Genomic DNA, 25,396 nt, shown 5'->3' with positions numbered 1-25,396 from the left:
TGGGAAAATGCTATCTTTTTGAATATCGTTTCTGCAATTTATCAAGAAAATTGCTTATTCGGCCAAGATGCCTTTAATCCGCTCGTATTCTCCATCCGTCTTTTCCGGTTGTACGCCGAGCAAATGTGCTAATAGAGGATAAATATCTACATTGACGAAACTGTTAGAAGAAGTATATCCCTGTTTAAAATCCGGTCCATACGCGCGGAACATCACCTGCATATCGGGCGATTGTGGAAAATACCCATGCGCACCTTTAGATGTTTTAGCTTTATAAGCGAACTGCCAACCAAGTTCGGGGGCTACAACAATATCGCCAATGCGATCGCTCGTGCCGTAGTTCAACTCATCCGGAATATCTTCCTTCTTCCATACATGTATATGCTCTACATCCTTCAAGGCATTATATACAGAATCTCTATATCCTTCTTTGGTAAAGATTGAAGTCGGAGTTGTACCATCTACCAATTCGCACCAATCCGGATTGATATATAATGTAGCATCCACAAAACGCTCCGGGCTTATATCCGTCATGCCATGATCGGAGGTTACGATGAGGTTTACCCGGTCCGCATAAGGAAGAGCGGCAATTTGTGCACTCAACACTCCCATCAAACTATCTACACGATGAACCACCCTTCCTGTTTCTTCACTCTTTGGACCAAAGTTATGGCCCGCCATGTCCGGCTCCTCGATGTAAAGCATAATAAGATCCGGTCTTTCCGCCTCAGCCCTGTTCAGCCATGCCATTGCAGTATCTATTCGTTGCGCAAAGGTAAGGCGGGGAACATCATCCCATACCTTATAATATGTAGGATAGGTATCTTTAATTGCAATATCCGAGCCTACCCAATACAAGACGCCCGCTTTCCGACCTTGTTTCCGGGCAGTAATCCATATCGGCTCCCCCAGATAATACGCCGGATTGTATCGGGTGGTCGAATCACTCATCGTATACCGCTTTTGTGTTTTAGGGTTCCAGAATGAATTATTGATAATGCCATTATGATCGGGAACCAATCCCGTTGCAAGCGTATAATGATTTGGAAAAGTAGAAGCAGGAAAAGAAGGGAGCATCGTGGCGCTTACTCCTCTTTCCGCCATTTTGTCCAGGTTCGGAGTGTCATAAAAAGTAGGATAATCCCAACGAAAGCCATCTAAAGAAACAATAACCGTATAATGCTTTCTCTCCGGTTTGGTACACGATGCGATCAGTAGGACAAGAAGCCCTAATAATACAACTTGTTTTTTCATATTGCGAGTTTTAAATATCCAGCCCCATGATATAATCATTCATATAATATCCATTACCTATATGGAAATCGCCTTCGCGCAGTTTACGCATACCCATTCGTTCGTAAAATTGTAGCGCTTTATTCTGGCGGTTTACATTCAACTCCATCAGGCAAGGAGAAGGATGAATCTCTTTTATATAACGGATGGCCGCCTGAAACAGAAAAATCCCTATCCCATGACCTTGAAACTCGGGAAGCACATATATCTTCTGAAGATGGAAGAGATCAGTATCCTGCTGTTCTACAGACACATATCCGCAAGGCTCTTCATCTTTATATGCAACGAAGTAAACATGATGGTCTACTTCCATTTGCTTGCGGATACTCTGTGGAGCATACATCCACTCAAGCATATAATCCAGTTGCTCCTTAGAAAGAAGTTCACTGTATGTGGCTGGGAAAACAATCATCGCCATATCGTGAATTAGCCCACAATCTTCTGTTGTGGCTCTGCGTAAATCTAGCATATTGACCTTTTATTTAAAGAAGCTAAGGTAAGGAATATTTCTTTTTCTCTTAGAATAAAGCACGAAGAGAAAGTTATCTTATGGTTAATATATCTAAATTAAAAGTACTATGTATTGCATAGTACTAAAGCAATGCATATATTTGTGCCATACAAACTAGTTCTTTCAATTGTAAATAGTCTAATAGTAAATATGAAATATGTAGATAATGTAAAGTCGCAGATGCGCAAAGGAATGCTGGAATACTGCATCCTGCTGTTATTGCACAAAGAACAGGCGTATGCTTCGGATATCATTCACAAATTAAAGGAAGCACGCCTTATCGTTGTAGAAGGAACACTATATCCATTGCTGACCCGCTTGAAGAATGAAGACCTTCTGAGTTATGAATGGATTGAATCTACCCAGGGACCTCCACGTAAATATTATAAGCTAACCGAAAAAGGAGAGGAATCTTTAGGAGAACTTGAAGTTTCATGGACAGAATTAAATGAAACAGTGAATCATATAGCCAATAAATAAACTAAATTACATAGATAAAATGAAAAAAACATTGACTGTTAATCTCGGAGGAACCGTCTTTCACATAGATGAAGATGCTTACCGCCTGTTAGATGAATATCTGTGCAACCTGAAGCTCCATTTTCGTAAGCAAGAAGGGGCCGAAGAGATAATAAATGATATAGAAACCCGCATTTCCGAATTGTTTTCAGAGAAAATCGGATTAAACTCACAGGTAATAACCATTGCCCATGTTGAAGAAGTAATAGAACGTATGGGAAAACCCGAGGAATTTGAGGATGAACAAGACAATTCGGCGTATACTGATGCACCGGGTGCTGAAACGAAACATACTTCTTATAAGGAGCCGGGAAAAACAGCCAAGCGTTTGTATCGCAATCCCGATGATAAAATATTAGGAGGGGTAATTGGCGGTTTGGCAGCCTATTTCGGCTGGGATGCCACGCTACTCCGTTTGGTCGTCCTGATCATATTGATTTGTGGAGTGGGCACTTTAATCCCCGTTTATATTGTTTTGTGGCTGGTGATTCCGGAAGCCCAAACAGCAGCCGAAAAACTTAGTATGCGCGGCGAGGAAGTCACTATGGAGAACATCGGCAAGACCGTCACAGATGGATTCGAGAAAGTGGCTAATGGAGTGAATGATTATATGCGTTCGGACAAACCGCGTACATTCCTGCAAAAGCTGGCCGATGCCCTTGTTAGCATAATAGGTTTCATTCTGAAAGCGTGTCTTGTGGTGTTGGCTATCATTTTTAGTCCTATACTTTTTGTCTTGATTATTGTTCTTGTAGCTTTGGTAATTGCAATCATTTCCGTGATGATAGGCGGAGGAGCTGCATTATATAGTTTGATGCCTTCTATTGATTGGGGATACATCTCTGCTTCACCGTTAGTTACGATTATCGCATGTATAGCCGGGGTTATAATTGTGGGTATCCCCCTGTTCGGAATCGTCTTTGCCATATTACGCCAGGTTTTTAATTGGCAACCCATGGTTTCAGGCTTAAAATGGACACTACTAATTCTTTGGATAGTGGGGCTGGCCGTGTTCTTTTTAGCTTTGCCACAGTTGAGCTGGGATGTGCCGTATTTAGAAGGTATCCTGATGTAAATTCATTCTTATAATGAGAGAGGCGGAAAATAAAGTAGGCGGAAAACCACTTTATTTTCCGCCTACTCAATTTATCTAAATCGCTTGTATCCTTCTCTATTAATTGAAGATGTAACGGATACCCACTTGCAGTCTCCAGCATTCGCTGTAGTTCTTGTATGTATCATAAGTCTTGGTTGGATATTCACCGTTGACTTTATACATCGAATAAGTTGGTACGTTAGATGCATCTCTTCCTTCATATTTCACGAATCTGCTGCTGTTAGACACTGTATTGGTCTTAGAAATACCCCATTTCGAGTTGATCATATTACCTACGTTCATAATGTCAAAACTCACTTGAATGTTGTGTTTTGTTTTACCTACTTTGAATTCAAAGTCTTCCATCAAGCGGAAATCAAAACGATGTACCCATGAATTACGAGCAGCATAAGCTTCAGCATATTGACCTTTATGGTTTTTCAGGTAAGAGTCTTGATTGACAAATTCCCAGAAAGCAACACGGTCTTCTTCAGATACAAATTTGATTTCGCTATCGTCCTTTGGAATATACATTAAATCGTTAGCAATACCATCGCCATTCATGTCGTTGGTGTAGCAGAAGCTGTAGCCATTAGGTGAATAACCGGAATAGAACAGGTTCAAGTGTGTGCCACGAAGCAATCCTTTGTATTTGAACGGAATGTAATAGCTTACAGAAGAAATCAACTTGTCAGGTATCACATATTGTGAACGTTGCGTACCGCTAAAGTTCGGACCATTCACTGAATGCAGACCTTGCCAGGTCGATACAGGGTCATTGCCCGGCATACCAGAGACTTCCTTAGATTCCGTATGTGTATAAGCTAACATTACGTTTAATTTATCAATTGGTTGAGCATTCACCGTGATATTGGCTGTATAGCCATATCCCTTAGAGGTGTTGTCCAACATTACGGCATTTGTACCCTTGATATAAGCATAGTCCGCAGGATAAATATAACGATCATCCGCACCACTGAAGCGTTCCCAGTTGCTTGGATCTTTAATATTGATGTTATTGATTGTTACAGCGTTGATGTTCTTTGTGTACATGAATTCACCTGTAACAGACAGTGGGAAAGAAACCGGCACTTGATAATCTACAGCTACGGAAGTCTTCCAAACCTGTGGCATCTTAAAGTCGCTGACTACGCCGGAAATCTTATTGCTGGCAACATGTGTGTCAAGCGTAGTGGGCAAACCGAACTTCGAAATGATTTCATCCATATTGGTAATCATGCCACCAGCTAACTGATCCAGGCGAGAATCATGACCGGTTTCTACACCTTTATCGTAAGTTGTCTTGAACTGCACTTGATTTTGGACCATGTTAGAGTTGGTTGGCATATTTGTGAAGAATACCAATGGTAAACGACCGGTAAATACACCCGTACCACCACGAATCTTCAGCGATTTGTCGCCCAATACATCCCAGGAGAAACCTACGCGAGGAGAAATCTGTATTCTTGAATCGGGCCATTTACCGGTATCGATGTGCTGTCCGTTGAAGTCAAGCGCATAGATTGCATCATTGGTTTCAATATCTTTATTATCAAACATCAAGTTGTCGAAACGAACACCATAAGTTAGTTTAAACTTATTTGTAATATCCCATTCGTCTTGTGCATAAAAACCCAACTGGTTGAATGTAACCTGTGCGTTAGGTGATTTGTTGCCGTTCCATCCGTAAGTGAGGGCAAACGATTCGGGAGCAGCACCATTCAGGAAGTCATCCAAACTTTTGTAACGATAGTATCCTGTACCATTACGCATATACGCATTGTTGGCATATTGATGCTCATAGCTGATACCTGCTGTAATCTTATGGTTACCGGTGAAGTATGTAAAGTTATCGATGATGCTTGTAATCTTATTCTTCACACCATTGTTATATGTAAACAACTCGTAACCCGCACTCATATAAGGTTCCAGAATCTGATTGCCTTCTGCGTCCGATCCTGCCATGATGTCAATGAATGGGAATGGAGAAGAACCAGTTCCACGCATATCTTCGATGTTCGTATATGTAAACAGCAACTGATTGGAAATCTTATTCGAGAAACGGCTGTTCAGGTCGGCTGCCCACGATGTCACATTATTGTCCATCGAGTACATACTGTTGGAGAATGCCATAGATTGCGTACCTACACGGTAAGTATTGTTCAAACGAAATCCAGTATCAGAAGAGTTGGCGTTAGGACCATTCCAGGCGGTGTTTTCAGTCTTGTTGTAACGCAAGCTCAAACGGTGTTGGTCGGTAATGTTCCAGTCGATACGAGCTAAGATTTTGGTGTTTTCTTCATCGGCAGGGAAACCAGTGTATGAACCTGCATCATAACCATATTTATCCATCAGATGTTTATGAACTTTTTCCATATCCGACTTCAATGTACGCGATACCATGCCCTCTACTTTTTCACCATCCTCGCGTGCGCGATACTTTATTACTTCTCCGGGAATTGTTTCTTTTTCATAGTTCACAAAGAAGAATAATTTATTCTTGATAATAGGACCGCCTAATGTGAAACCTTTAGTCGTTTTAGACTCATCGGCGCGAGCGCCTAAGTCTTCGCCGTTGATGCGGTTACCACGCATATCCTGATTACGATAGTATGTATAAGCTGTACCTTTGAACGTGTTTGTGCCCGATTTCGTAACAGCATTGATACCACCACCGATGAAGTTCGTCTGACGAACATCAAATGGGGCAATCACAACCTGCACTTCTTCGATAGCGTCTACTGAGATCGGACTACCACCACCGGGCAATGCCGATGAAAGACCGAAGTTGTTATTGAAGTTGGCACCGTCAATCGTAAAGTTGGTAGAACGTCCGTCGCCCCCTGCAAAACTCATTCCGTTGGCATACGGAGAAAGGCGGGCGATGTCACTGATGCTACGATTCACGGTAGGCAACTGTGTAATCTGTTCCGAAGAAATGTTGGTAGTAGCACCTGTTTTTTCGGCAGAGAACTTCGTTCTGGTTCCTATTACTACAACTTCGTCGATAATCTCTGATGATTCGCCAAGCGAAACATCTAAACCTATGGTTTCACCTAATTGTAGATAAATACCTTCATATATAGCGGTATTATATCCAATATAGGAAACTGTTACCTTGTATGGACCTCCGGTACGCATACCTTGTAGTGAGAAGCGACCATCAATATTGGTAATGGCACCATAATTAGTTCCCGAAGGCTCATGTACAACTTGTACTGTAGCTCCGATGATAGCCTCTTTATCTGCCACAACTTTACCATTCATTGATGCGGTTGTAACCTGTGCATCAGATGTTACTGCTAAAGCAAACAACAAAAAACTAAGAAACAGTAATTTCTTAAACATACTTGTTAAAATTTAATTTGAAAAATAAAATAAGACTTAAATTTCGAGCAAAAATATATAAAAAGACCAAATACATCTAAAAAAAACACATGTATTTTTATGACGATATTGTTTCTTTGAGGTTACAAAAAAAAGTGTTCGTTATCTACTGATATAAATGATAAAATATAAGTTAGTGCTTCAAAAAAGAACGAATAAGTAAGTCGCTCTCTTGTTTGAACATTACCATATATGTGTACCATTTTGTTTATCGACAATTTAAAAAAGAAAGAGACCATCTAAGAAATTAGACAGTCTCTTTAAAACCTGGGTGCAGCGCCTCGCTGCCTCCTCGCTGCTTACTTCAACCACCTGTCCAACCATTCAAAGAACGTGCGTTGCCATAATACACCATTCTGTGGTTTCAATACCCAGTGGTTTTCATCAGGGTAAATAAGTAATTCTGCCGGTACCCCACGAAGTACTGCCGCGTTAAATGCAGCCATACCTTGTGATGCCAGAATACGATAGTCTTTTTCTCCGTGGATACATAAAATAGGAGTATCCCATTTATCTACGAATTTATGTGGTGAGTTCGCAAATGTACGTTGGGCAACCGGGTTATTCTTCTCCCAGTAAGCACCACCCATATCCCAGTTTGCAAACCACATCTCTTCGGTTTCCAGGTATTGCATTTCAGTATTGAATATTCCATCATGCGCAATGAAAGCTTTGAATCGCTTATCATGATGTCCGGCAAGCCAATATACAGAGAAACCTCCGAAGCTGGCACCAACACAACCTAAGCGGTCTTTGTCAACAAAAGACTCTTTGCTGACTTCGTCGATAGCCGATAGATAATCTTTCATGCATTGTCCACCGTAATCTCCACTAATAGCTTCGTTCCATTCCAAACCAAATCCGGGAAGTCCACGGCGGTTGGGCATAACAAGGATGTAATCGTTGGCCGCCATGATTTGCATATTCCAACGATATGACCAGAATTGGCTAACCGGGCTTTGCGGACCTCCCTGACAATATAATAAGGTAGGGTATTTCTTGTTCGGATCAAACTGTGGTGGGTAAACAACCCAAGTCAACATCTGCTTGCCATCTGTTGTTTTAATCCAGCGTTCTTCTACTCTTGCCATTTCCAGTTGATCATAGATATGCTGATTCTCAAATGTAATTTGAGTCGCCGCGCCTTCAGTAATATCGACTGTGTAAATCTCGTCGGCAATGCTCATAGAGTGACGCTTAGCAATCAGTTTATCTCCGCATAAAGCTACGGAAGCATAATCGTGTGTGCCCTCTGTTATTGGTTTGATAGTAGCATCGGCTACATTCAATGTGTAGATTTGGGTTTTAGCATGCCATACTCCAATAAAGTAGATCGTTTGTGCATCTTTACTCCAGCAGAACGCATCTACATTCGAATCAAAGGCTTTACTTACAAAACGCTTTTCACCCGATTCCAGATTCATGATGAACAAACGGTTTTGGTCTGCTTCATAACCATCGCGCTCCATACTCAGCCAGGCAATGGAATTGCCATCAGGTGAATATTGAGGATTGGTATCATATCCCATCATGCCCTCAGTGATATTTACGGTCTTTTGGGTATTGAGATCATAAATATAGATATCGGAGTTGGTAGATACGGCGTATGCCATTCCTGTTTTTTTACGGGAAGTATAAGCCACTTTATCTGAAGTGTTATTCCATGCAAGTTGTTCAATGCCGCCAAAAGGTTTCATCGGGCTTTCATATAATTCGCCTTCCATGATATCCGTAATATTACGGATACCTGTACCATCAAAGTCGGCAACGAATGGGTGAGGGGCAGTAGTTACCCATTCATCCCAATGCTTATACATCAGGTCATTCACAATGATACCTGTTGCTTTGGGTAGGTCGGGATATTTATCGGCTGTACTTTTTACGGTTTTAACCTGTGATATGAATAATAGCTTTTTTTCATCGGGCGAGAAAGCAAAACCTTCAATGTCTCCATCGTAATTGGTCAGCTGCTTGCGAGCGGTACCATCCGGATTCATTTCCCAAAGCTGACTGCTTCCGCTTTCGCTGCTTAAGAATGCAAGTTTACTTCCACCTTTTATCCATACGACTTCGTTTTCACTAAATGGCGTGTGTGTAATTTGTTTGTTATCCGTACCATCGACGTTCATAACAAATACTTCACGATTGCTTTTGTTCTCTTCAATACTGTAGTATGCCACAGTATATGCCACTTGTTTTCCATCCGGAGAAACGGAAAGTCCGCCAATACGTCCCATAGCCCACAACGCTTCGGGAGTCATGCGCTTTCCTTCGATCTTGATGTTCGATTTCTCGATAATCGCCTGTTCAGTCTTTCCGGCATCCTGATTGCCACAAGAGGCTAACATCATCGCTGCTGACATCATAATTAGATTTGCTGATTTCATATTGTTTTATATTAATAATTAGCTCTTCAAAGAAATAGATACGCAAAAAATCGAAATGAGCGGAAATATACGGAATTTTATTCATTTTCCGTGTATTTCCGCTCTATCAGTATGCGTAATCTGCGTCAGTTAAAATACATCCGTATGGAAACCTGGCTGCGGTGCCTCACCGCTGCCTCACCGCGCTTACCGCTTTCCTTGTTTTTCGCGTTCTTTCAACAGGCGTTCCTGCTCTTTCTGCATGTTTTCCAAACGGGCAGCAAAACCTGATTTCTTTTTATTTTTGTTTTTGGCTTTGTTAGCTTCCAATTGGGCCAGCAACTTATCTTCATTGGTCGTCTTACGTAATACGATCATGGTCAATACACTGATCAGTGTTGAAATGAAGTAGTAGTAGTTAAGACCGGAAGGATAGTCATTCAGGATGAACAGGAACATAACTGGCATCAGGTACATCATCCATTTCATAGCAGCCATTTGTGGTTGGCCTGTTTCCTGTTGTGCCATGGTGAATTTGGTATTCAGAATGGTAGTAACTGTCATTAACAGACAGAACAAACTTAAGTGGTCTCCCAGGAAAGGAATGTTAAATGGAAAAGTAATCAGTGCATCATAAGTCGAAAGGTCGTCTGCCCAGAGGAAACTCTCCTGACGCAACTCAATCGCACTCGGTACAAACATAAATAACGCCATCAATATCGGGAATTGAAGCAACATAGGCAAACAACCGCCCATTGGACTAACACCATACTTACTGTATAGCGCCATTGTTTCCTGCTGTTTCTTCATTGCATCTTCCTGCTTCGGATATTTCTTGCTGATTTCTTCAATCTGTGGTTTGAGCACACGCATCTTAGCCGAGGAAATATATGTTTTCCATGTTGCAGGGAATACAATGATCTTCACAATGATTGTCATAAACAATAATACAATTCCCATGCTTAGCCCCCAACTGGATAGCCAGTCGAAGATATTAATGGTGAACCATTGGTTGATCTGACGAACAACAGGCCACCCCAGGTACACCAAGTCGTCAAGTTCCCATTTGTCTTTGCGGCCTTTATCAAATGACTTCAACATCTTATAGTGATTTGGACCAAAGTACATGTGCATAGTGGTTGGCTGTTCGCCCTTCGGGTCAAAGAACGTGCTCATTTCACTAGAGTAGTCTTTAACATAGCCACTGCCTTGTTTTTCCAGCTTTGATTTCAATACATTCTTTTCAAAATTCTGATCGGCAATCCATACGGAAGAGAAGAACTGGTTTTTAAATGCCACCCAGTTTAAACGTTCCGGTACAGACTTTTCTTCGTCTTTTGATTCTGAAAGATGGTCTGAGTCATCACTTGCATATTTATATCTAAGATTCGACAAGCGGTTTTCATAAGTAAAGCCTTTTTCGTGCTGACGGGAACGTTGCGACCATTCAATATCCATGTATTGCGTTGATGCCGACAGCTTATCTCCCATATTGTTCGCCCGGATGGTAAAATCCATCATGTAGTTATCCGGATGAAGAACATATACAAAGTCGATGTAGCTGGACTCGTCAGAGAACAAACGCATAATTACGCTGTTTGCCGTTTTCTCTACCGGTTCGAAATAGTACTCCTTGGTTTGAATAGCTTCTTTTTTATTGTAAAAATAGAAGTTCATTGCCACATCTTTGTCATTGAAGAGCACAAGCGGTTGTTTCTCCTGATCGTTGTATTCCTTCAGCATAGCAGAATAAACACGTCCCCCTTTATTTGATAAAGTGATTTTTACCAATTCATTTTCAATAGTGGTAAATGTTTCTTCTCCGGTTAATGCTTGAAAGAATGTGGCAGTAGAGTCTACAATGTTTTCTTCTTTTTCGTTGGCTAATGCGGCGGCAGTTTTGGCTCTGAGTGCTTCTTCCTGTTGCATAACAACAGCAATGGAATCATTATATCGTTTCCAAGCAGCCATTTGTTCCTCGTTCGGACGGCTGAAATAGCTAAATCCTACTAGCAGGAGACCAATCAGAACAAGTCCGATTATGGTGTTTTTATCCATCTTTGAGTTTATTAGTTTTTGAGTTTTTAAGTTGAAATACAGATAAACATAGAGTTTTTACACTAAACTAAGTAACTTCAATCGTAAATCGTAAATCGTCTAATCGTAAATATCTTCACTTATTGATAGCAGCTTTTATAAATGAAAGGAACAATGGATGCGGATTCAATACGGTACTTCTGTATTCCGGATGAAACTGTGCACCGATATACCATTTTAATGTTGGGATTTCAACAATCTCAATCAAATCGGATTCGGGATTTACACCTACGCACTTCATGCCGTTCTTTTCGTATTCTTCGCGATAGCTGTTATTAAATTCATAACGATGGCGGTGACGTTCCTGGATATGTTCTTTTCCGTAGATATCAAAGGCTTTGGAACCTTTGGAAATCACACATTCATATGCTCCAAGGCGCATCGTTCCTCCCATATTGGTAATCGATTTCTGTTCTTCCATGATGTCGATTACGTTATGTTTGGTTTTCTCATTCATTTCTGTAGAGTTAGCATCTTGATAGCCCAATACGTTGCGTGCAAATTCTATGGCCATACATTGCATACCTAAGCAGATACCGAAAGTTGGAATATCATGTTCGCGTGTGTATTTTGCTGCAACAAACTTGCCTTCCACACCGCGTGAACCGAATCCGGGACAAATAACTACACCGTCTACTTTGCTTAATTTTTCTTCAACATTTTCGGGTGTAATATCTTCGGATTGGATATAATCAATTTTAATTTTCCGATCATTGTAAGTGGCTGCCTGTAGAAGTGATTCAAGAATGGATTTGTACGCATCTTGCAATTCAACATACTTTCCTACCAAACCGATAGTGACAACTTCGGTAGCTTTTGCACGGCGATCAAGGAATGATTTCCAGGGTTTTAGTTCCGGGTCCGGGCCAATGGGAAGTCCCATTTTGCGAAGGATCGTTTTATCCAGGTTTTGTTCCTGCATTTTCAGTGGAACTTCGTATATGGTAGGTACGTCTACAGATTGTACAACTGCATCTTCTTCAACGTTGCAGAATAAAGCTACTTTCTTTCTTAGGTTAGCACTTAATTCGTGTTCTGAGCGCAAAACCAGAACATCTGCCTGTACTCCCAGCGATTGAAGCTCTTTTACAGAGTGTTGAGTTGGTTTTGTTTTTAATTCCTGAGCTGCCGATAGGAAAGGAACGTAAGTCAGGTGCACGCAGAGGGCATTTTGTCCTAACTCCCATTTCAACTGACGAATGCTTTCCAGATAGGGGAGTGATTCGATATCGCCTACGGTTCCACCAATCTCAGTAATTACAAAGTCGAATTTATATTTGTTTCCAAGCAACTTGATGTTGCGTTTAATCTCGTCTGTGATATGAGGTACCACCTGTACGGTTTTTCCAAGAAAATCTCCGCGGCGTTCTTTGTCGATAACACTTTTGTAAATACGTCCGGTGGTGATATTGTTTGCTTTTGTGGTTTCAATGCTAAGGAAGCGTTCGTAGTGTCCCAGGTCAAGGTCGGCTTCATGCCCATCTATTGTTACATAGCATTCGCCATGCTCGTAAGGGTTGAGTGTTCCCGGGTCGATGTTGATGTACGGGTCAAATTTCTGGATTGTTACGTTGTAACCTCTTGCTTGTAATAGTTTACCTATGGATGATGACATGATGCCTTTTCCGAGTGAAGAGGCTACACCACCTGTGACGAAAATATACTTAGTTTCTCCCACTGTTATATATAATTTAATTTATTCAATATTTTAATTCTAAAAAGCGCAAAAATACAAAAATAAAAGAAGAAGTCGTTAGGTTTCAGAACAAATAATGCTAAAAAAGAAACTCTCCTGCTTAGAATTTAAGTTCTGAGCAGGAGAGATTAAGTAAAAAGAAAAGCAATGCTTATTTTTTCTTTTTTAATGTATATTCATTAGAGAATGAGTAGGGGAAGTCTTCTTCAAGTATACCTCGGTCTTTATTAGGGCTAGCTGACATCTCATAAGTTATATTTCCGCCTTCCATAAGTGTTTCAAAGGTTATATAGTTTTTAGAATGGGACTGTCCGTTTACGGATATGGATTTTATATATCTGTTTCTTTCGTTATTATTCTTTGTTTCTATGGTTATCAGTTTACCATTCTCTAATTCAAGCGTCATACTTTTGAATAGAGGAGAACCAAAAACATATTCATCCGTACCCGGGCACACAGGATAGAATCCCATAGCAGAGAAAACATACCATGCTGAGGTCTGGCCATTATCTTCATCTCCACAATATCCATCAGGAGCGGGTGTGTACAACTTATCCATTACTTCACGAATCCAATATTGTGCTTTCCAGGGTTCGCCTGAATAGTTATATAGGTAGATCATATGTTGAATGGGTTGGTTCCCGTGTGCATAATTACCCATATTCATAATTTGCATTTCGCGTATTTCATGAATAACGGAACCATAATAGCTTTCATCAAAGAGAGGTGGGACATTGAATACGGAATCCATCATCGTATTGAACTCTTTTGCTCCTCCCATTAAGTTGATTAAGCCTTTAGGATCGTGGAATACGGACCAGGTGTAGTGCCAACTGTTTCCTTCTGTAAAAGCATCGCCCCATCTCAATGGATTAAATGGCGATTGGAACTTACCATCTTTATTTTTACCCCGCATAAGTTTATGCTCCGGATCGAACAGGTTTTTATAGTTCATGGCTCTTTGGGCAAAAATGTCGATCTCTTTTTTAGGCTTACCCAAAGCTTGTCCTAACTTATAGATGGTCCAGTCATCATATGCATATTCCAGTGTACGCGCTGCATTTTCCCTAATGTCTACATCGTATGGAACATACCCCAGCTTATTATAATATTCATATCCCCAGCGGCCTGTCGGCTTGATTTTTGGGTGGACCGAATTTGCACCATGCACTACGGCTTCCCAAAGCGTTTCAATGTCATATCCGCGTAACCCTTTCAGGTAAGCGTCGGCCACAACAGAAGCCGAATTATTTCCCACCATACAGTCTCTATGACCAGGACTTGCCCATTCGGGTAAGAAACCGCTTTCTTTGTATGCATTCACTAAACCTTCCTGCATTTTTTCATTCATGGAAGGATACATTAAATTCAGGAATGGGAAAAGACAACGGAATGTATCCCAAAAACCGGTATCAGTGAACATATATCCGGGTAATACCTCGCCATTATATGGGCTATAATGAACGATTTGGTTCTGGGCATTTATTTCATAAAAGCTGCGTGGAAACAGTACAGACCGGTAAAGACAAGAGTAGAAGGTACGCAGATTATCTATATTCGTGTCATTTACCTTAATTTTACCTAAGACTTCATTCCATCTGTTCCTACCTCTTTCTACAACCTCACTAAAACGATCTTCACCTATTTCATTTAAGTTTAATTCAGCTTGTTCATAACCTATAAATGATGATGCTACACGGGCATGTACAATTTCTCCTTTGCGAGTACTGAATCCGATAATTCCACCGGCGTGATTCGATTGAACCTCCCGGCCTCCATTTGCGATGATATTATCGGAAACGGATGCTGTATAGGTAAATGGTTTATCGAATACGATGACAAAATAGTTTTTGAAATTATCCGGCACTCCTCCGGTGTTTTTGGTGGTGTAACCGATAATCTTATTCTCTTCCGGAATGATCTTTACGTACGATCCGTTGTCGAAAGCATCGACTACAACATACGAATGTTCGTTTTCGGGAAATGTGAAGCGGAACATGGCTGCACGTTCTGTAGGAGTAATTTCGGTCACTACATCATGATCGGCCAGATATACTTTATAGTAGTAAGGTTTGGCTATTTCCGCTTTATGGGAAAACCAGCTTGCCCTTTCGTTTTGATTGAATAAAGCCTTTCCGGTTACGGGCATAATGGAAAACTGACCGTAATCGTTCATCCACGGGCTAGGCTGGTGGGTCTGTTTAAATCCTCTGATCTTATCTGCATTATATATATATGCCCATCCGTCGCCCATCTTTCCGGTTTGAGGTGTCCAGAAGTTCATTCCCCAGGGCATGGCGATGGCCGGATATGTGTTTCCGGTAGATAGTTCATGTTTGGATAATGTTCCTACCAGGATGCTTACATAATCAACAGGCTCTTCCTGAGAACTGACTCCTGTACTGCAAAAACATAGAGAGCAGATTAAATAGAGAATAACAGAGTTTCTTTTCATCGGTAAAACGGTTAATGAATAAATTAAAATGGCCTGGGTGAGTGTTTTCCACCCTTTGGGTTACTGCCGGTAAAAATACGATTATGTAGATTAATTTTGTGGTTATTATTGGGTTAATTGGGGGTTATTGATTCGAATTATTTTGTTAACCGCTTGACTTTTTCTTAAGCGTTCAAAGAAGATGCATAGGGGAGTATGTTATTAATAAACTTATAGGTGTGTTTATTTGAGAATTTGACTGAAAACGATAGAATTGTATCGGAAAAATTTCGGTGGTCTTTTCCTTTCTTGTATATTTGAATAATATAGGATACGCCTTAACATAACTTGCAAATAAATTTGCAGTTCTGTCTTCGGCTTTCACTATATTTGTATGAATGACTTCTTGTTATCGTTGAATCTTTTAATCAGACCATGAAATTATACTATCCAATAATCGTTTGTTTGTCGTTATTTCTGTCCTCTTTGTCCGCATTTTCACAAGGGTTGCGAATTCAGGGGAATGATTACGTTATTGATGAGCGCACCAGTTACTCTGTATTTGAGGAACGTCAACCTACTTTCAGGCATGAATTAAATCTCCGGTTTGAAATATCTCCTCAGGAACTGTCCGGCGATTATGCCAGAGGCTATGTTCTGAGAATAAAGAATGTGGTAGAAAATACGACATATAATATATTGTATAACGGACAGGGAGAGAATGCCGTTTTTAATTTTAATTATGAAGGTAAAGATGTGCTGATAACAGCAGAATTGGATAAGACTATTTTGTATGAGCAACATTGGGTTCCATTTCATTTATCTTTTGATCTTGAAAGGGATTCGTTGACATTGCAGATTCATGAGAAAGTATTTACTGCAAAGGGATTGATGTTAAAGAAAGACTGGCAACCCCGTATCTATTTTGGACGAAGCGAACATGTAATTGATGTGCCGACATTCTCTTTGCGAAATCTAAGCGTAGGAGACAGGGATAAAACTTACTCTTTTCCACTAGATGAAAGTCAGGGTGAAAATGTTCATGACAATCATAAGAAAGTTGTAGGGCGCGTACAGCATCCGGATTGGCTGATTAATGATGCTTACTACTGGGACTTGAACACGTCTTTTCATTCAAAAACGGTAGCCGGTTCTATTTTTAATTCAGAAAGTCAGGAGGTATATTATGTAAATAAGGATTCTCTTATGATTTATAATGTACGCACAGGAGAGGTTTCTTCTAAAAAATACGCGAATGCATGTCCAATGACCTTTAAACTGGGCACTACTTTTATTGATCAGGCGAAAAACCGGTTGTATGTATACGATGTGTTTCTGGAATCTGATGAGGCTGTGACCATAACTTATCTTGATCTGGAAAATTATACTTGGGAAACAGTGAGCCGAGCCATGTTACCAACACAATTGCATCATCATTGTAATTTTCTGGATGAGGTAAATCGCCGGTATATTATTTTTGGAGGGTTTGGAAATACATTATATAATAAGGAGTTTTATTCGTACGATATAGATGCGAACCGATGGGATACACTTTCTTTTGAAGGTGATAAAATAACCCCCAGGTATTTTTCGTCGATGGGATATGAAAAGAAAAACAATGTGTTGTATCTCTTTGGAGGAATGGGCAACGAGTCCGGCAATCAATCTGTAGGACGCATGTACTATTATGACCTGTATAAGATAGATTTGAATGATAACCGGATTACAAAACTATGGGAGATTCCGTGGGACAGGGAAAATATGGTTCCCGTAAGAGGGATGATTCTTGAAAATGACAGTAGTTTTTATACCTTATGTTATCCGGAGCATTTTTCCAAATCATTTTTGCGGTTATATCGTTTTTCATTGAAAAATGGGGAACATGAGATCTTGGGAGATTCCATTCCCATTATTTCGGAGAAGATCACTACGCATGCCAATTTGTATTATAGCAAGAGCTTAAGTAAATTATATGGCATTGTTCAGGAGTTCGAGCATGATGATATTGCGTCGACAGCCAAGGTTTATGCCATTCATTTTCCTCCCGTTGGCAAAGAAAAACTGACGGGGTACTCGGATATGGAGAATTGCTGGTGGTGGCTGTCTATACCTGGCATCATTCTGGTGGCGGCATTTATTTATATGTATATAAGGCGGAAGAAGAAAGTGGGCGATGATACTTCCATTATAAAATATCCGGATGAGAGTTTTTCTGGAGAGCATTCTTCTCATGCAGAGTCCCCAAGACGTCCTAATGCGATCTATCTTTTTGGCGATTTTTCTATTATAGATCGTCGCAATAAAGAGATCGGCTATATGCTGAGTACCAAACTAAAGCACCTCTTTTTTCTAATATTAGGCTATAGCTTGGATAAGGGGATAACCTCTCAGGAATTGAATGAATTGCTGTGGCCAGGCAAGTCCGAAGAAAAAGTGAAGAACTCAAGGGGAGTAGCACTGAATAACCTGAGGAAAGTTCTTGGTGAATTGGACGGTATCAGATTGGTTTACGAAAGTGGATATTTTAAAATTGTCTTAACAAACGAGTGTTATTGCGACTACATACATTGCATTGAGATCACTTCTTCGAGCACTGTAGGCCAACAAATGGATGATCTTATGGGGATTATTTCGAGAGGTAAATTCCTGAAAGGGATTGACGTGTCTTTGTTGGATTCGTTCAAAGAGGAAATAGAACGAAAAGTAGAACCTGCTTTGTATGTTGGCATGGAAAGATATTATACTTCCGGTAATTATGCAGCTGCAATGAAGTTGTGCGAAGGAGTGTTTAATATTGACCCATTGAATGAAGATGCCATTTATTACCTGGTCAGCTCATTAAATAAATTGAAGATGACCGACGAGGCTAAAAGGAGGTATTTATTATTTGTAACCGAATATAAGCAAATTATGGATGCGGATTATTCGCGGTCTTTCAAGGATTTACTGGATAGGTGAATATTTTGTTTGATTGATGTCATTGTGATGCCTAGGGCATACCACTGTGATCCCCTAGGCATCACAGTGGTATGCCCTAGACCTTTTTTCTCCCTTGTCAAACTCCTTTTGACAAGGGATTATTTGATCTTCATTGCCTCTACACCTTCAAACGTAATTTTTACAGGATTGATGTATCCGTTCTCATCAAAGGTAAGTTTCTCAATGCAGGTAACTCTATGGTCGCGTGCATCATCGCCCAAGGGACGACGGTGATAGACAATATAATAATGCTCCGTATTCGGAATGTGAATAATGGAGTGATGCCCCGCACTTGTAGCTACCGTTGAATCCTGTTCCAGGATCTTTCCTATACGTTCGAATGGACCGAAAGGAGAGTCGGAAATGGCGTAAGCTACGCAATAATCCGGACTGCCCCAGCCACCTTCGCTCCACATAAAATAATATTTGCCGTTTTTCTTAAGCATGAAAGGGCCTTCGACATAGTTTTCGGGAGTTACTTCCTTATATAACGTACCATCATCGAAAGGAACAAGGTCGGTAAAATCATCATTCAATTTCACCATATTGCAATGACCCCACCCGCCATAATACATATAATGTGTACCATCTTCATCTCTGAATACAAATTGGTCGATGGGCTGTGCACCGTTCACATTTTCCTGAATCAGAGGTTTGTTGATCAGGTCTTTGTATGGTCCTTCCGGGCGGTCGCTGATTGCTACACCGATGCCTCCGGTTTCTCCGGGATGCACGTCGTTAGCTCCGAAGAAGAGGTAGTATTTATTCTTGTTTTTAATTACCGATGGAGCCCACATGGCTCTTTTTGCCCATTTAACCTCGGTTGTATCCAGAATGTTACTGTGCTTTGTCCATGTGACTAAATCTTTAGAAGAAAAACAGTCAAAGAAGATCTGATTTTCGTATTCATCGCTCCATGTAGGGTAAATCCAGTATGTATCATCGTAAATAATGGCTTCCGGGTCGGCATACCAGCCCTCGAACAGTGGATTTCCACTCATCTCTGCTTTTTTATTGGATTGATTGCATGAGACTAGAAAAGCAGAGGCAATCATAAGGTAAAATACTTTTTTCATAGGAGCTTTCTTATTTAATACTATTGAGTAAATCAACTTTTCCTTCATTTACTAATTTTAAAATCAGTTCGCCAAACAAGGTATTCTGCCAGGCAAACCAAGCGCGGGTGAAGTTCTTAGGATCGTCTTTATGGAAAGACTCGTGCATAAATCCGGTGTCGGCATCTGTATCCATCAACATCTTGACGCAAGCCTTTATCTCTTCATCGGATTGGCTGGTGAAGGCTTTCATCATAATGCTCATGGGCCAGATCATGTCGTAACCAATGTGCGGACCTCCGATTCCTTCGCCGGCTTTCCCTTTGAAGAAGTAAGGATTATCTTCACTCCATACATAATTGCGGGTGTTTTGGTAGATCGGGTCATTCACGTCTATATCGCCGAGATAAGGCATGGCTAGCAGACTGGGAACATTGGCATCATCCATAAGGTAATGATTTCCGAATCCGTCTACTTCGAAGGCATAGATAGTTCCATATTTCGAATGGTTGTAGGTAGCATATTTCTTTAAAGCAGTTTCTACTTCCCGGGCAAGTGCTGTACACTCTTGGGCCAGAGTAGTTTTTCCATTTACAGTTTCAAGAATTTCGGCTGCTTTGCGGAGCGAACTAACAGCAAAGAAATTGGATGGTACGAGGAATTGCAGTGTAGTTGCATCATCGGACGGACGGAAGCTGGAAACGATCAAGCCAACAGGTTTAACCGGTGCTCCCAAGCCATCGTTGTTCAATGTATCCAAAGCACGTTCCGATTTACGCTGAAATTTATACGGTCCAACTCCTTCTTTTCTTTGTTGTTCCCTGAATGTTTGTAACACCAGCTCAATGGCTTTAAGCCAGTTTTCGCTGAATACGCTGGTGTCTCCTGTTGTTTTCCAGTAGTGATATGCCAATCGGAGAGGGTAGCATAAAGAGTCGATTTCCCATTTGCGCTCATGCAATTCCGGTTTCATATCCGTCATGTCGCTCATCCAATGCCCATCGGGTATGGCGCCGTCATTGAATGCATTGGCATACGGGTCGATCAGAATACACTTGAACTGGCGGTTGATAACTCCGGCCAGCATCTTTTTCAGTTCCGGATCTCTGTTTGCCAGTTGTACATACGGCCACACCTGAGCGCCGGAGTCGCGGAGCCACATGGCATGAATATCGCCGGTATAAACAAAGGTATCCGGTTTGCCGTCGGTTGTTCGGTAATGCACTGTTGTTTCCAATGTGTTTGGAAAACAATTCTCAAACATCCATGCCAATTTAGGATTTGAAAGCAGCTTTTTTACACGTACAATCTCTTCTTCAACTGCTTTTGAGGTAAATAGACGTTTCTTAACGGGGGGGCGATTTGTCTTGTATTTCACTTCTTCCCGGCTGTGGCTTATGACCAGTGTGTTATCTTGGGCAAGAGTTAGGTTTGAACTTGTTGCAGGTACTCCTGTCAGTAAAGCCAATGCAGCAACAACATGTAGCTTTTTAAGCTTGATTCTCATGGTTCTTATATTTTAAAATTAATTATAGCCTAAAATTAAAGATGAGAGATTAAAAATAGGGTTATTTTGGGGTTATGAGAGGGTTATTTCCGGAATTATTTTATTAACCATTATATAAGATGTACCTTTCTCTCTTTTTCTGTTAATTATTTCATTTATTTAATGTACTTTTGCGCCCAAATACCGTATAATTATGAAGAAATATTGTCTACTGTTAATCACGATTATTTTTGTTACTTTCTCTGCTACAGGACAAGGTGCTGCGCCCTCTGCTACGAAAACTAAAGATGTTGTATTACAGCAAGATTCGATGCCATCTTTACTTTATCAGTATTACTTTGGTTCGCTCGACTCTTTGAATCGTAGTCAATACCCTTTGCGGTATATTGCTCCTAATCCTTACTACTACCGTCTTTTTACTCCGCTTGCATTTTATCATGCTCCTGTTGATCAGATCAATGAAATGACCTGGGAGTTTCAGCCGTTTGAAACGACTGCTGATACACGTCCGGAGAAAATGTTGCCTTTCAATGAAAACGCTTTTACGGCTGTTGACCGGACGAACAAGCAAGTAAACAAGGTATTGCTAAATACTTATATTAATCATCCTGAACTAATTGTCACTACTGAAGATGAAATAAGAAGCCGTCAGGCATTCCGTGAGGATATTGGGGTAGAGCCTTCTCCCAAGACATCTGTTTTGTCTCTGTTCAAACCAGACCCTATAGGGGTGGAAGTAGGAGAGGCTGAAGTGGTTATCCATAAACCGAACTTCTGGATAACCGGTGGGAATGGCTCATTACAACTGACACAGAACTATATTTCCGATAACTGGCATAAAGGGGGAGATAGTAATAAGTCTATGTTGGGTTATCTTCAACTTTTTGCTAATTATAATGATAAGGAAAAGGTTCAGTTTGAAAACATGTTTGAAGCTAAAGTGGGTTTTATAACAAATGATGCCGATACAATGCATAGTTATAAGATGAATTCCGACCTTTTGCGCCTATATAGTAAACTAGGTATTCAGGCAGCTTATAATTGGTATTATACCATTTCGGGTGAATTCAACACACAGTTCTTTCGCAATTATAAAACGAACTCTAATGAAGTTCAGTCTGCTTTTATGGCTCCGGCCAATTTGATACTCAGTATCGGTATGGACTATAAGAAGAAGACAAAGGATATGAATCTTTCGGTTTTCGTTTCGCCGTTGGCATATAATTTGCGTTATGTAGGACTGGATAAGGTAGATGAAACCAAGTTTGGACTGGACGAAGGTAAATCGACATTGCAGGACTTCGGTTCGAAAATACAGACCACGCTTTCCTGGAAGATTATCCCTTCCGTTGTACTTGATTCCCGTTTGTACTGCTTTACCAATTATGATAAAGTGGAAGCCGAGTGGGAGAATACGGTCAACTTTGTGTTGAATCGTTATTTGTCGACAAAGCTTTTTGTACATGCCCGCTTTGATGATGGTGCTAAGCGTGTAGACGACCATAGTTACTTTCAACTTCAGGAGTTGCTAAGTTTCGGTATTAATTATAAATGGTAACTAAAAAGATGTTTTTGCTAGACTGTTTTTAGGGTTTGGCAGTAAAATCTGGCAAATAGAAACATAAAGCCCGCAATTGGAAAAAGTTTTCCAATTGCGGGCTTTATTGTTGATTTGAAAATAAACCTAAAAAGACCAATTTATTACATAGAAAAAACAACCGAATGCTTCGTGGTTTATAAAATATGCTTAAATTTGCCGCAATTTGTAATCTTCAGTTTGCAAAATGGCTAATGTAATAACTCATCAAGGTATCGTGGAAAACATAGATGATGCTCATGTTTTTGTGAGAATCATCCAGACATCGGCATGTGTGGCTTGTAGTGTCAAGGGGCACTGTTCTTCGGCCGATAGCAAAGAAAAGATACTTGAAATCAGTGCACCTTATTCCTCTTATAAACCAGGAGATCAGGTAACTGTTGTTGGAGAAACCTCTATGGGAATGATGGCTGTACTTCTGGCCTTTTTCATTCCTTTTTTAGTTTTAGTTATTTCTCTTTTCATATTTATGCATGTTTCGGGTGGCAATGAACTGCTGTCCGGTCTTATATCGTTGGGCTTACTTGTCCCTTATTACTTTGTGGTGTGGCTGAATAGAGCCAAATTGAAAAAGAATTTTTCATTTACAATAAAACCTATAAATAGCTAATTTATGAATTTGATTCTGATTGCAGTAATTTCATTGGGAGCAATAGCGCTTGTTATAGCCGTTATTCTTTATGCAGCTTCTAAGAAATTTGCTGTGTATGAAGACCCGCGAATTGCTCAGGTAGCAGAAATACTTCCTCAGGCTAACTGTGGAGGTTGTGGCTTTCCCGGTTGTTCAGGGTTTGCCGATGCCTGTGTAAAAGCAGACACACTTGATGGAAAGTTTTGTCCGGTAGGTGGCCAGGAATTGATGGTTCAGATAGCATCCATATTAGGTAGGGATGCCGGAACTGCCGAGCCAATGCTTGCTGTGGTTAGATGTAGCGGATCGTGTGCAAAGCGTCCTCGTACAAATATGTATGACGGTGCTGTAAGCTGTGCGATTGCTGCTTCTCTTTACGGTGGCGAAACCGGATGTAGTTATGGATGTCTGGGATGTGGAGACTGTGTTTCTGTTTGCCAGTTTGATGCTATCCACATGAATCCGGAAACCGGGCTTCCTGAAGTAGTGGAAGATAAGTGTACGGCTTGTGGCGCATGTGTGAAGGCTTGTCCGAAGTCGATTATTGAACTTCGTGCCAAAGGAAAGAAGTCTCGCCGTGTGTATGTATCCTGTGTAAATAAGGATAAAGGGGCGGTTACTCGTAAAGCTTGTGAAGTAGGTTGTATCGGTTGTGGCAAGTGTGTAAAAGCTTGTTCGTTCGAAGCTATCACATTGGAGAATAACCTGGCTTATATTGACTTTAATAAATGTAAGCTATGCCGTAAGTGCGTTGAGGTTTGTCCGCAACATACGATTATCGAAGAGAATTTCCCTCCTCGTAAACCCAAAGAAGAGGTGAAAGAAGTAGCTCCGGTGGCCGAAGCGTAAGAAATAAGAGTAATAACAGAATTAAATACATAACTGTATGTTGAAGACATTTTCAATTGGTGGAGTTCATCCACACGAAAATAAATTTTCAGCGCATCAATCCATCATAACTGCGGCTGTCCCCGAAAAGGCAGTGATTCTATTAGGGCAGCATATCGGTGCTCCTGCGAAACCTGTTGTGGCAAAGGGTGATGTAGTAAAGGTAGGGACATTGATTGCCGAGGCTGGTGGCTTTGTATCGGCAGCCGTCCATTCATCTGTCAGTGGTAAAGTAACTAAGATTGATTCGATTGTTGATGCCAGTGGATATGCCAAACCGGCGATCTTCATTGATGTTGATGGTGATGAGTGGGAGGAAAACATCGATCGTACTCCCGACCTGATAAAAGATTGTAGCCTCTCATCGGAGGAAATTGTTAAGAAGATTGCAAGTGCCGGTATTGTAGGACTTGGTGGCGCGTGTTTCCCTACTCAGGTGAAACTGACTCCTCCTCCCACAGCAAAGGCCGAGTGCATCATTATAAATGCCGTAGAGTGTGAACCGTATCTTACGGCCGACCACCAACTTATGTTGGAACATGCCGAAGAAATCATGGTAGGGGTAAACATCCTCATGAAAGCGGTTAAAGTGAATAAAGCATTTATCGGCATTGAAAATAATAAGCCCGATGCTATTGAATTGATGAAGAAAGTTGCTTCCGGGTATGCAGGTATTACTGTTGTGCCTCTCAAGGTGCAATATCCTCAGGGAGGTGAAAAGCAGCTGATTGATGCTGTGATGTCTCGTCAGGTAGCCAGTGGCGCTCTGCCTATTTCCGTAGGTGCGGTTGTTCAGAATGTGGGTACTGCGTTTGCGGTTTATGAAGCTGTTCAGAAAAACAAACCGTTGTTTGAACGTGTGATTACCATAACCGGAAAGTCGGTTAAGCAACCATCCAACTTTATGGCTCGTATCGGTACCCCGATGAAGCAGTTGATTGAAGCGTGCGGTGGTTTGCCCGAAGATACCGGCAAGATTATCAGTGGCGGTCCTATGATGGGTAAAGCGTTGGTGAACACAGATGTGCCCACTGCCAAAGGAAGCTCAGGTATCCTGATTATGAATATCAAAGAGGCTAAACGTGGTGAGGCTAAAAGTTGTATTCGTTGTGGTAAGTGTGTAGGTGCTTGTCCGATGGGATTGGAACCTTATTTGCTGTCGGTATTGGCCGAAAATGGAGATTTTGAAAGAATGGAAAGAGAACACATCATGGATTGTATTGAGTGCGGTTCCTGCCAGTTCACTTGTCCTGCCCGTTTGCCGTTGCTTGACTATTGTCGCTTAGGAAAGGCTAAAGTCGGTGCAATGATTCGTTCACGTCAAGCTAAAAACTAATCTG

16 protein-coding genes are annotated in these 25,396 nt (G+C 41.0%); 7 read left to right on the top strand and 9 right to left on the bottom strand.

Annotated elements, in window-relative coordinates; all coding sequences use genetic code 11:
• Positions 1 to 54: 54 nt before the first annotated feature.
• Together D0T87_RS12990 and D0T87_RS12985 are read right to left on the bottom strand one after the other, a co-directional pair.
• Positions 55 to 1,254 (bottom strand): ectonucleotide pyrophosphatase/phosphodiesterase, encoded by a 1,200-nt coding sequence (locus D0T87_RS12990; protein ID WP_163175568.1) that lies wholly within the window; start codon positions 1,252 to 1,254, stop codon positions 55 to 57.
• Positions 1,255 to 1,264: 10 nt separating this feature from the next.
• Positions 1,265 to 1,762: a GNAT family N-acetyltransferase gene (locus D0T87_RS12985; protein WP_163175567.1), complete on the bottom strand. Its 498-nt coding sequence runs from the start codon at positions 1,760 to 1,762 to the stop codon at positions 1,265 to 1,267.
• Between the two features lie 192 nt (positions 1,763 to 1,954).
• On the opposite strand from D0T87_RS12985, the gene D0T87_RS12980 reads away from it, so the two are divergent.
• Positions 1,955 to 2,284: a PadR family transcriptional regulator gene (locus D0T87_RS12980; RefSeq protein WP_163175566.1), complete on the top strand. Its 330-nt coding sequence runs from the start codon at positions 1,955 to 1,957 to the stop codon at positions 2,282 to 2,284.
• 19 nt (positions 2,285 to 2,303) lie between these two features.
• The gene (locus D0T87_RS12975; RefSeq protein WP_163175565.1) at positions 2,304 to 3,398 is read left to right on the top strand and encodes a PspC domain-containing protein; all 1,095 of its coding nucleotides are present in this window, start codon (positions 2,304 to 2,306) and stop codon (positions 3,396 to 3,398) included.
• Positions 3,399 to 3,497: 99 nt separating this feature from the next.
• On the opposite strand, the gene D0T87_RS12970 is transcribed toward D0T87_RS12975, so the two are convergent.
• From D0T87_RS12970 to D0T87_RS12950, 5 genes are all read right to left on the bottom strand, one after another.
• Positions 3,498 to 6,767, bottom strand: coding sequence for a TonB-dependent receptor domain-containing protein (locus D0T87_RS12970; RefSeq protein WP_163175564.1), 3,270 nt, complete (start codon positions 6,765 to 6,767; stop codon positions 3,498 to 3,500).
• Positions 6,768 to 7,105: 338 nt separating this feature from the next.
• On the bottom strand, positions 7,106 to 9,193 hold the full coding sequence (locus tag D0T87_RS12965) for a S9 family peptidase (RefSeq protein ID WP_163175563.1): 2,088 nt from the start codon (positions 9,191 to 9,193) through the stop codon (positions 7,106 to 7,108).
• A 186-nt stretch (positions 9,194 to 9,379) separates the two neighbouring features.
• Positions 9,380 to 11,230: a membrane protein insertase YidC gene (gene yidC / locus D0T87_RS12960; protein ID WP_163175562.1), complete on the bottom strand. Its 1,851-nt coding sequence runs from the start codon at positions 11,228 to 11,230 to the stop codon at positions 9,380 to 9,382.
• A gap of 115 nt (positions 11,231 to 11,345) precedes the next feature.
• Positions 11,346 to 12,947: a CTP synthase gene (locus tag D0T87_RS12955; RefSeq protein ID WP_163175561.1), complete on the bottom strand. Its 1,602-nt coding sequence runs from the start codon at positions 12,945 to 12,947 to the stop codon at positions 11,346 to 11,348.
• 169 nt (positions 12,948 to 13,116) lie between these two features.
• On the bottom strand, positions 13,117 to 15,420 hold the full coding sequence (locus D0T87_RS12950) for a GH92 family glycosyl hydrolase (protein WP_163175560.1): 2,304 nt from the start codon (positions 15,418 to 15,420) through the stop codon (positions 13,117 to 13,119).
• A gap of 414 nt (positions 15,421 to 15,834) precedes the next feature.
• Here D0T87_RS12950 and D0T87_RS12945 point away from each other — a divergent pair, with 414 nt between their 5' ends.
• Complete coding sequence (locus tag D0T87_RS12945; RefSeq protein WP_163175559.1) at positions 15,835 to 18,357, top strand: kelch repeat-containing protein; 2,523 nt, start codon at positions 15,835 to 15,837, stop codon at positions 18,355 to 18,357.
• A gap of 119 nt (positions 18,358 to 18,476) precedes the next feature.
• On the opposite strand, the gene D0T87_RS12940 is transcribed toward D0T87_RS12945, so the two are convergent.
• Positions 18,477 to 19,433, bottom strand: coding sequence for a glycoside hydrolase family 43 protein (locus D0T87_RS12940; RefSeq protein ID WP_239063659.1), 957 nt, complete (start codon positions 19,431 to 19,433; stop codon positions 18,477 to 18,479).
• Positions 19,434 to 19,464: 31 nt separating this feature from the next.
• On the bottom strand, positions 19,465 to 20,940 hold the full coding sequence (locus tag D0T87_RS12935; protein WP_163175557.1) for a glycoside hydrolase family 125 protein: 1,476 nt from the start codon (positions 20,938 to 20,940) through the stop codon (positions 19,465 to 19,467).
• Between the two features lie 193 nt (positions 20,941 to 21,133).
• Here D0T87_RS12935 and D0T87_RS12930 point away from each other — a divergent pair, with 193 nt between their 5' ends.
• From D0T87_RS12930 to rsxC, 4 genes are all read left to right on the top strand, one after another.
• Positions 21,134 to 22,498: a DUF3078 domain-containing protein gene (locus D0T87_RS12930; protein WP_163175556.1), complete on the top strand. Its 1,365-nt coding sequence runs from the start codon at positions 21,134 to 21,136 to the stop codon at positions 22,496 to 22,498.
• Positions 22,499 to 22,724: 226 nt separating this feature from the next.
• Positions 22,725 to 23,147 (top strand): SoxR reducing system RseC family protein, encoded by a 423-nt coding sequence (locus D0T87_RS12925; protein ID WP_163175555.1) that lies wholly within the window; start codon positions 22,725 to 22,727, stop codon positions 23,145 to 23,147.
• Between the two features lie 3 nt (positions 23,148 to 23,150).
• A complete protein-coding gene (locus D0T87_RS12920) occupies positions 23,151 to 24,017 on the top strand; it encodes a Fe-S cluster domain-containing protein (protein WP_163175554.1) in 867 nt (288 codons plus the stop codon).
• Positions 24,018 to 24,054: 37 nt separating this feature from the next.
• Positions 24,055 to 25,392, top strand: a complete 1,338-nt coding sequence (gene rsxC / locus D0T87_RS12915; protein ID WP_163175553.1) for an electron transport complex subunit RsxC — start codon at positions 24,055 to 24,057, stop codon at positions 25,390 to 25,392.
• Positions 25,393 to 25,396: the final 4 nt, after the last annotated feature.

This window comes from Bacteroides sp. 51, assembly GCF_010500965.1.
Taxonomy (GTDB): domain Bacteria; phylum Bacteroidota; class Bacteroidia; order Bacteroidales; family Bacteroidaceae; genus Bacteroides.
Note: the sequence above shows the minus strand (reverse complement) of the source record. Positions and strands in the feature narration are given on the sequence as shown.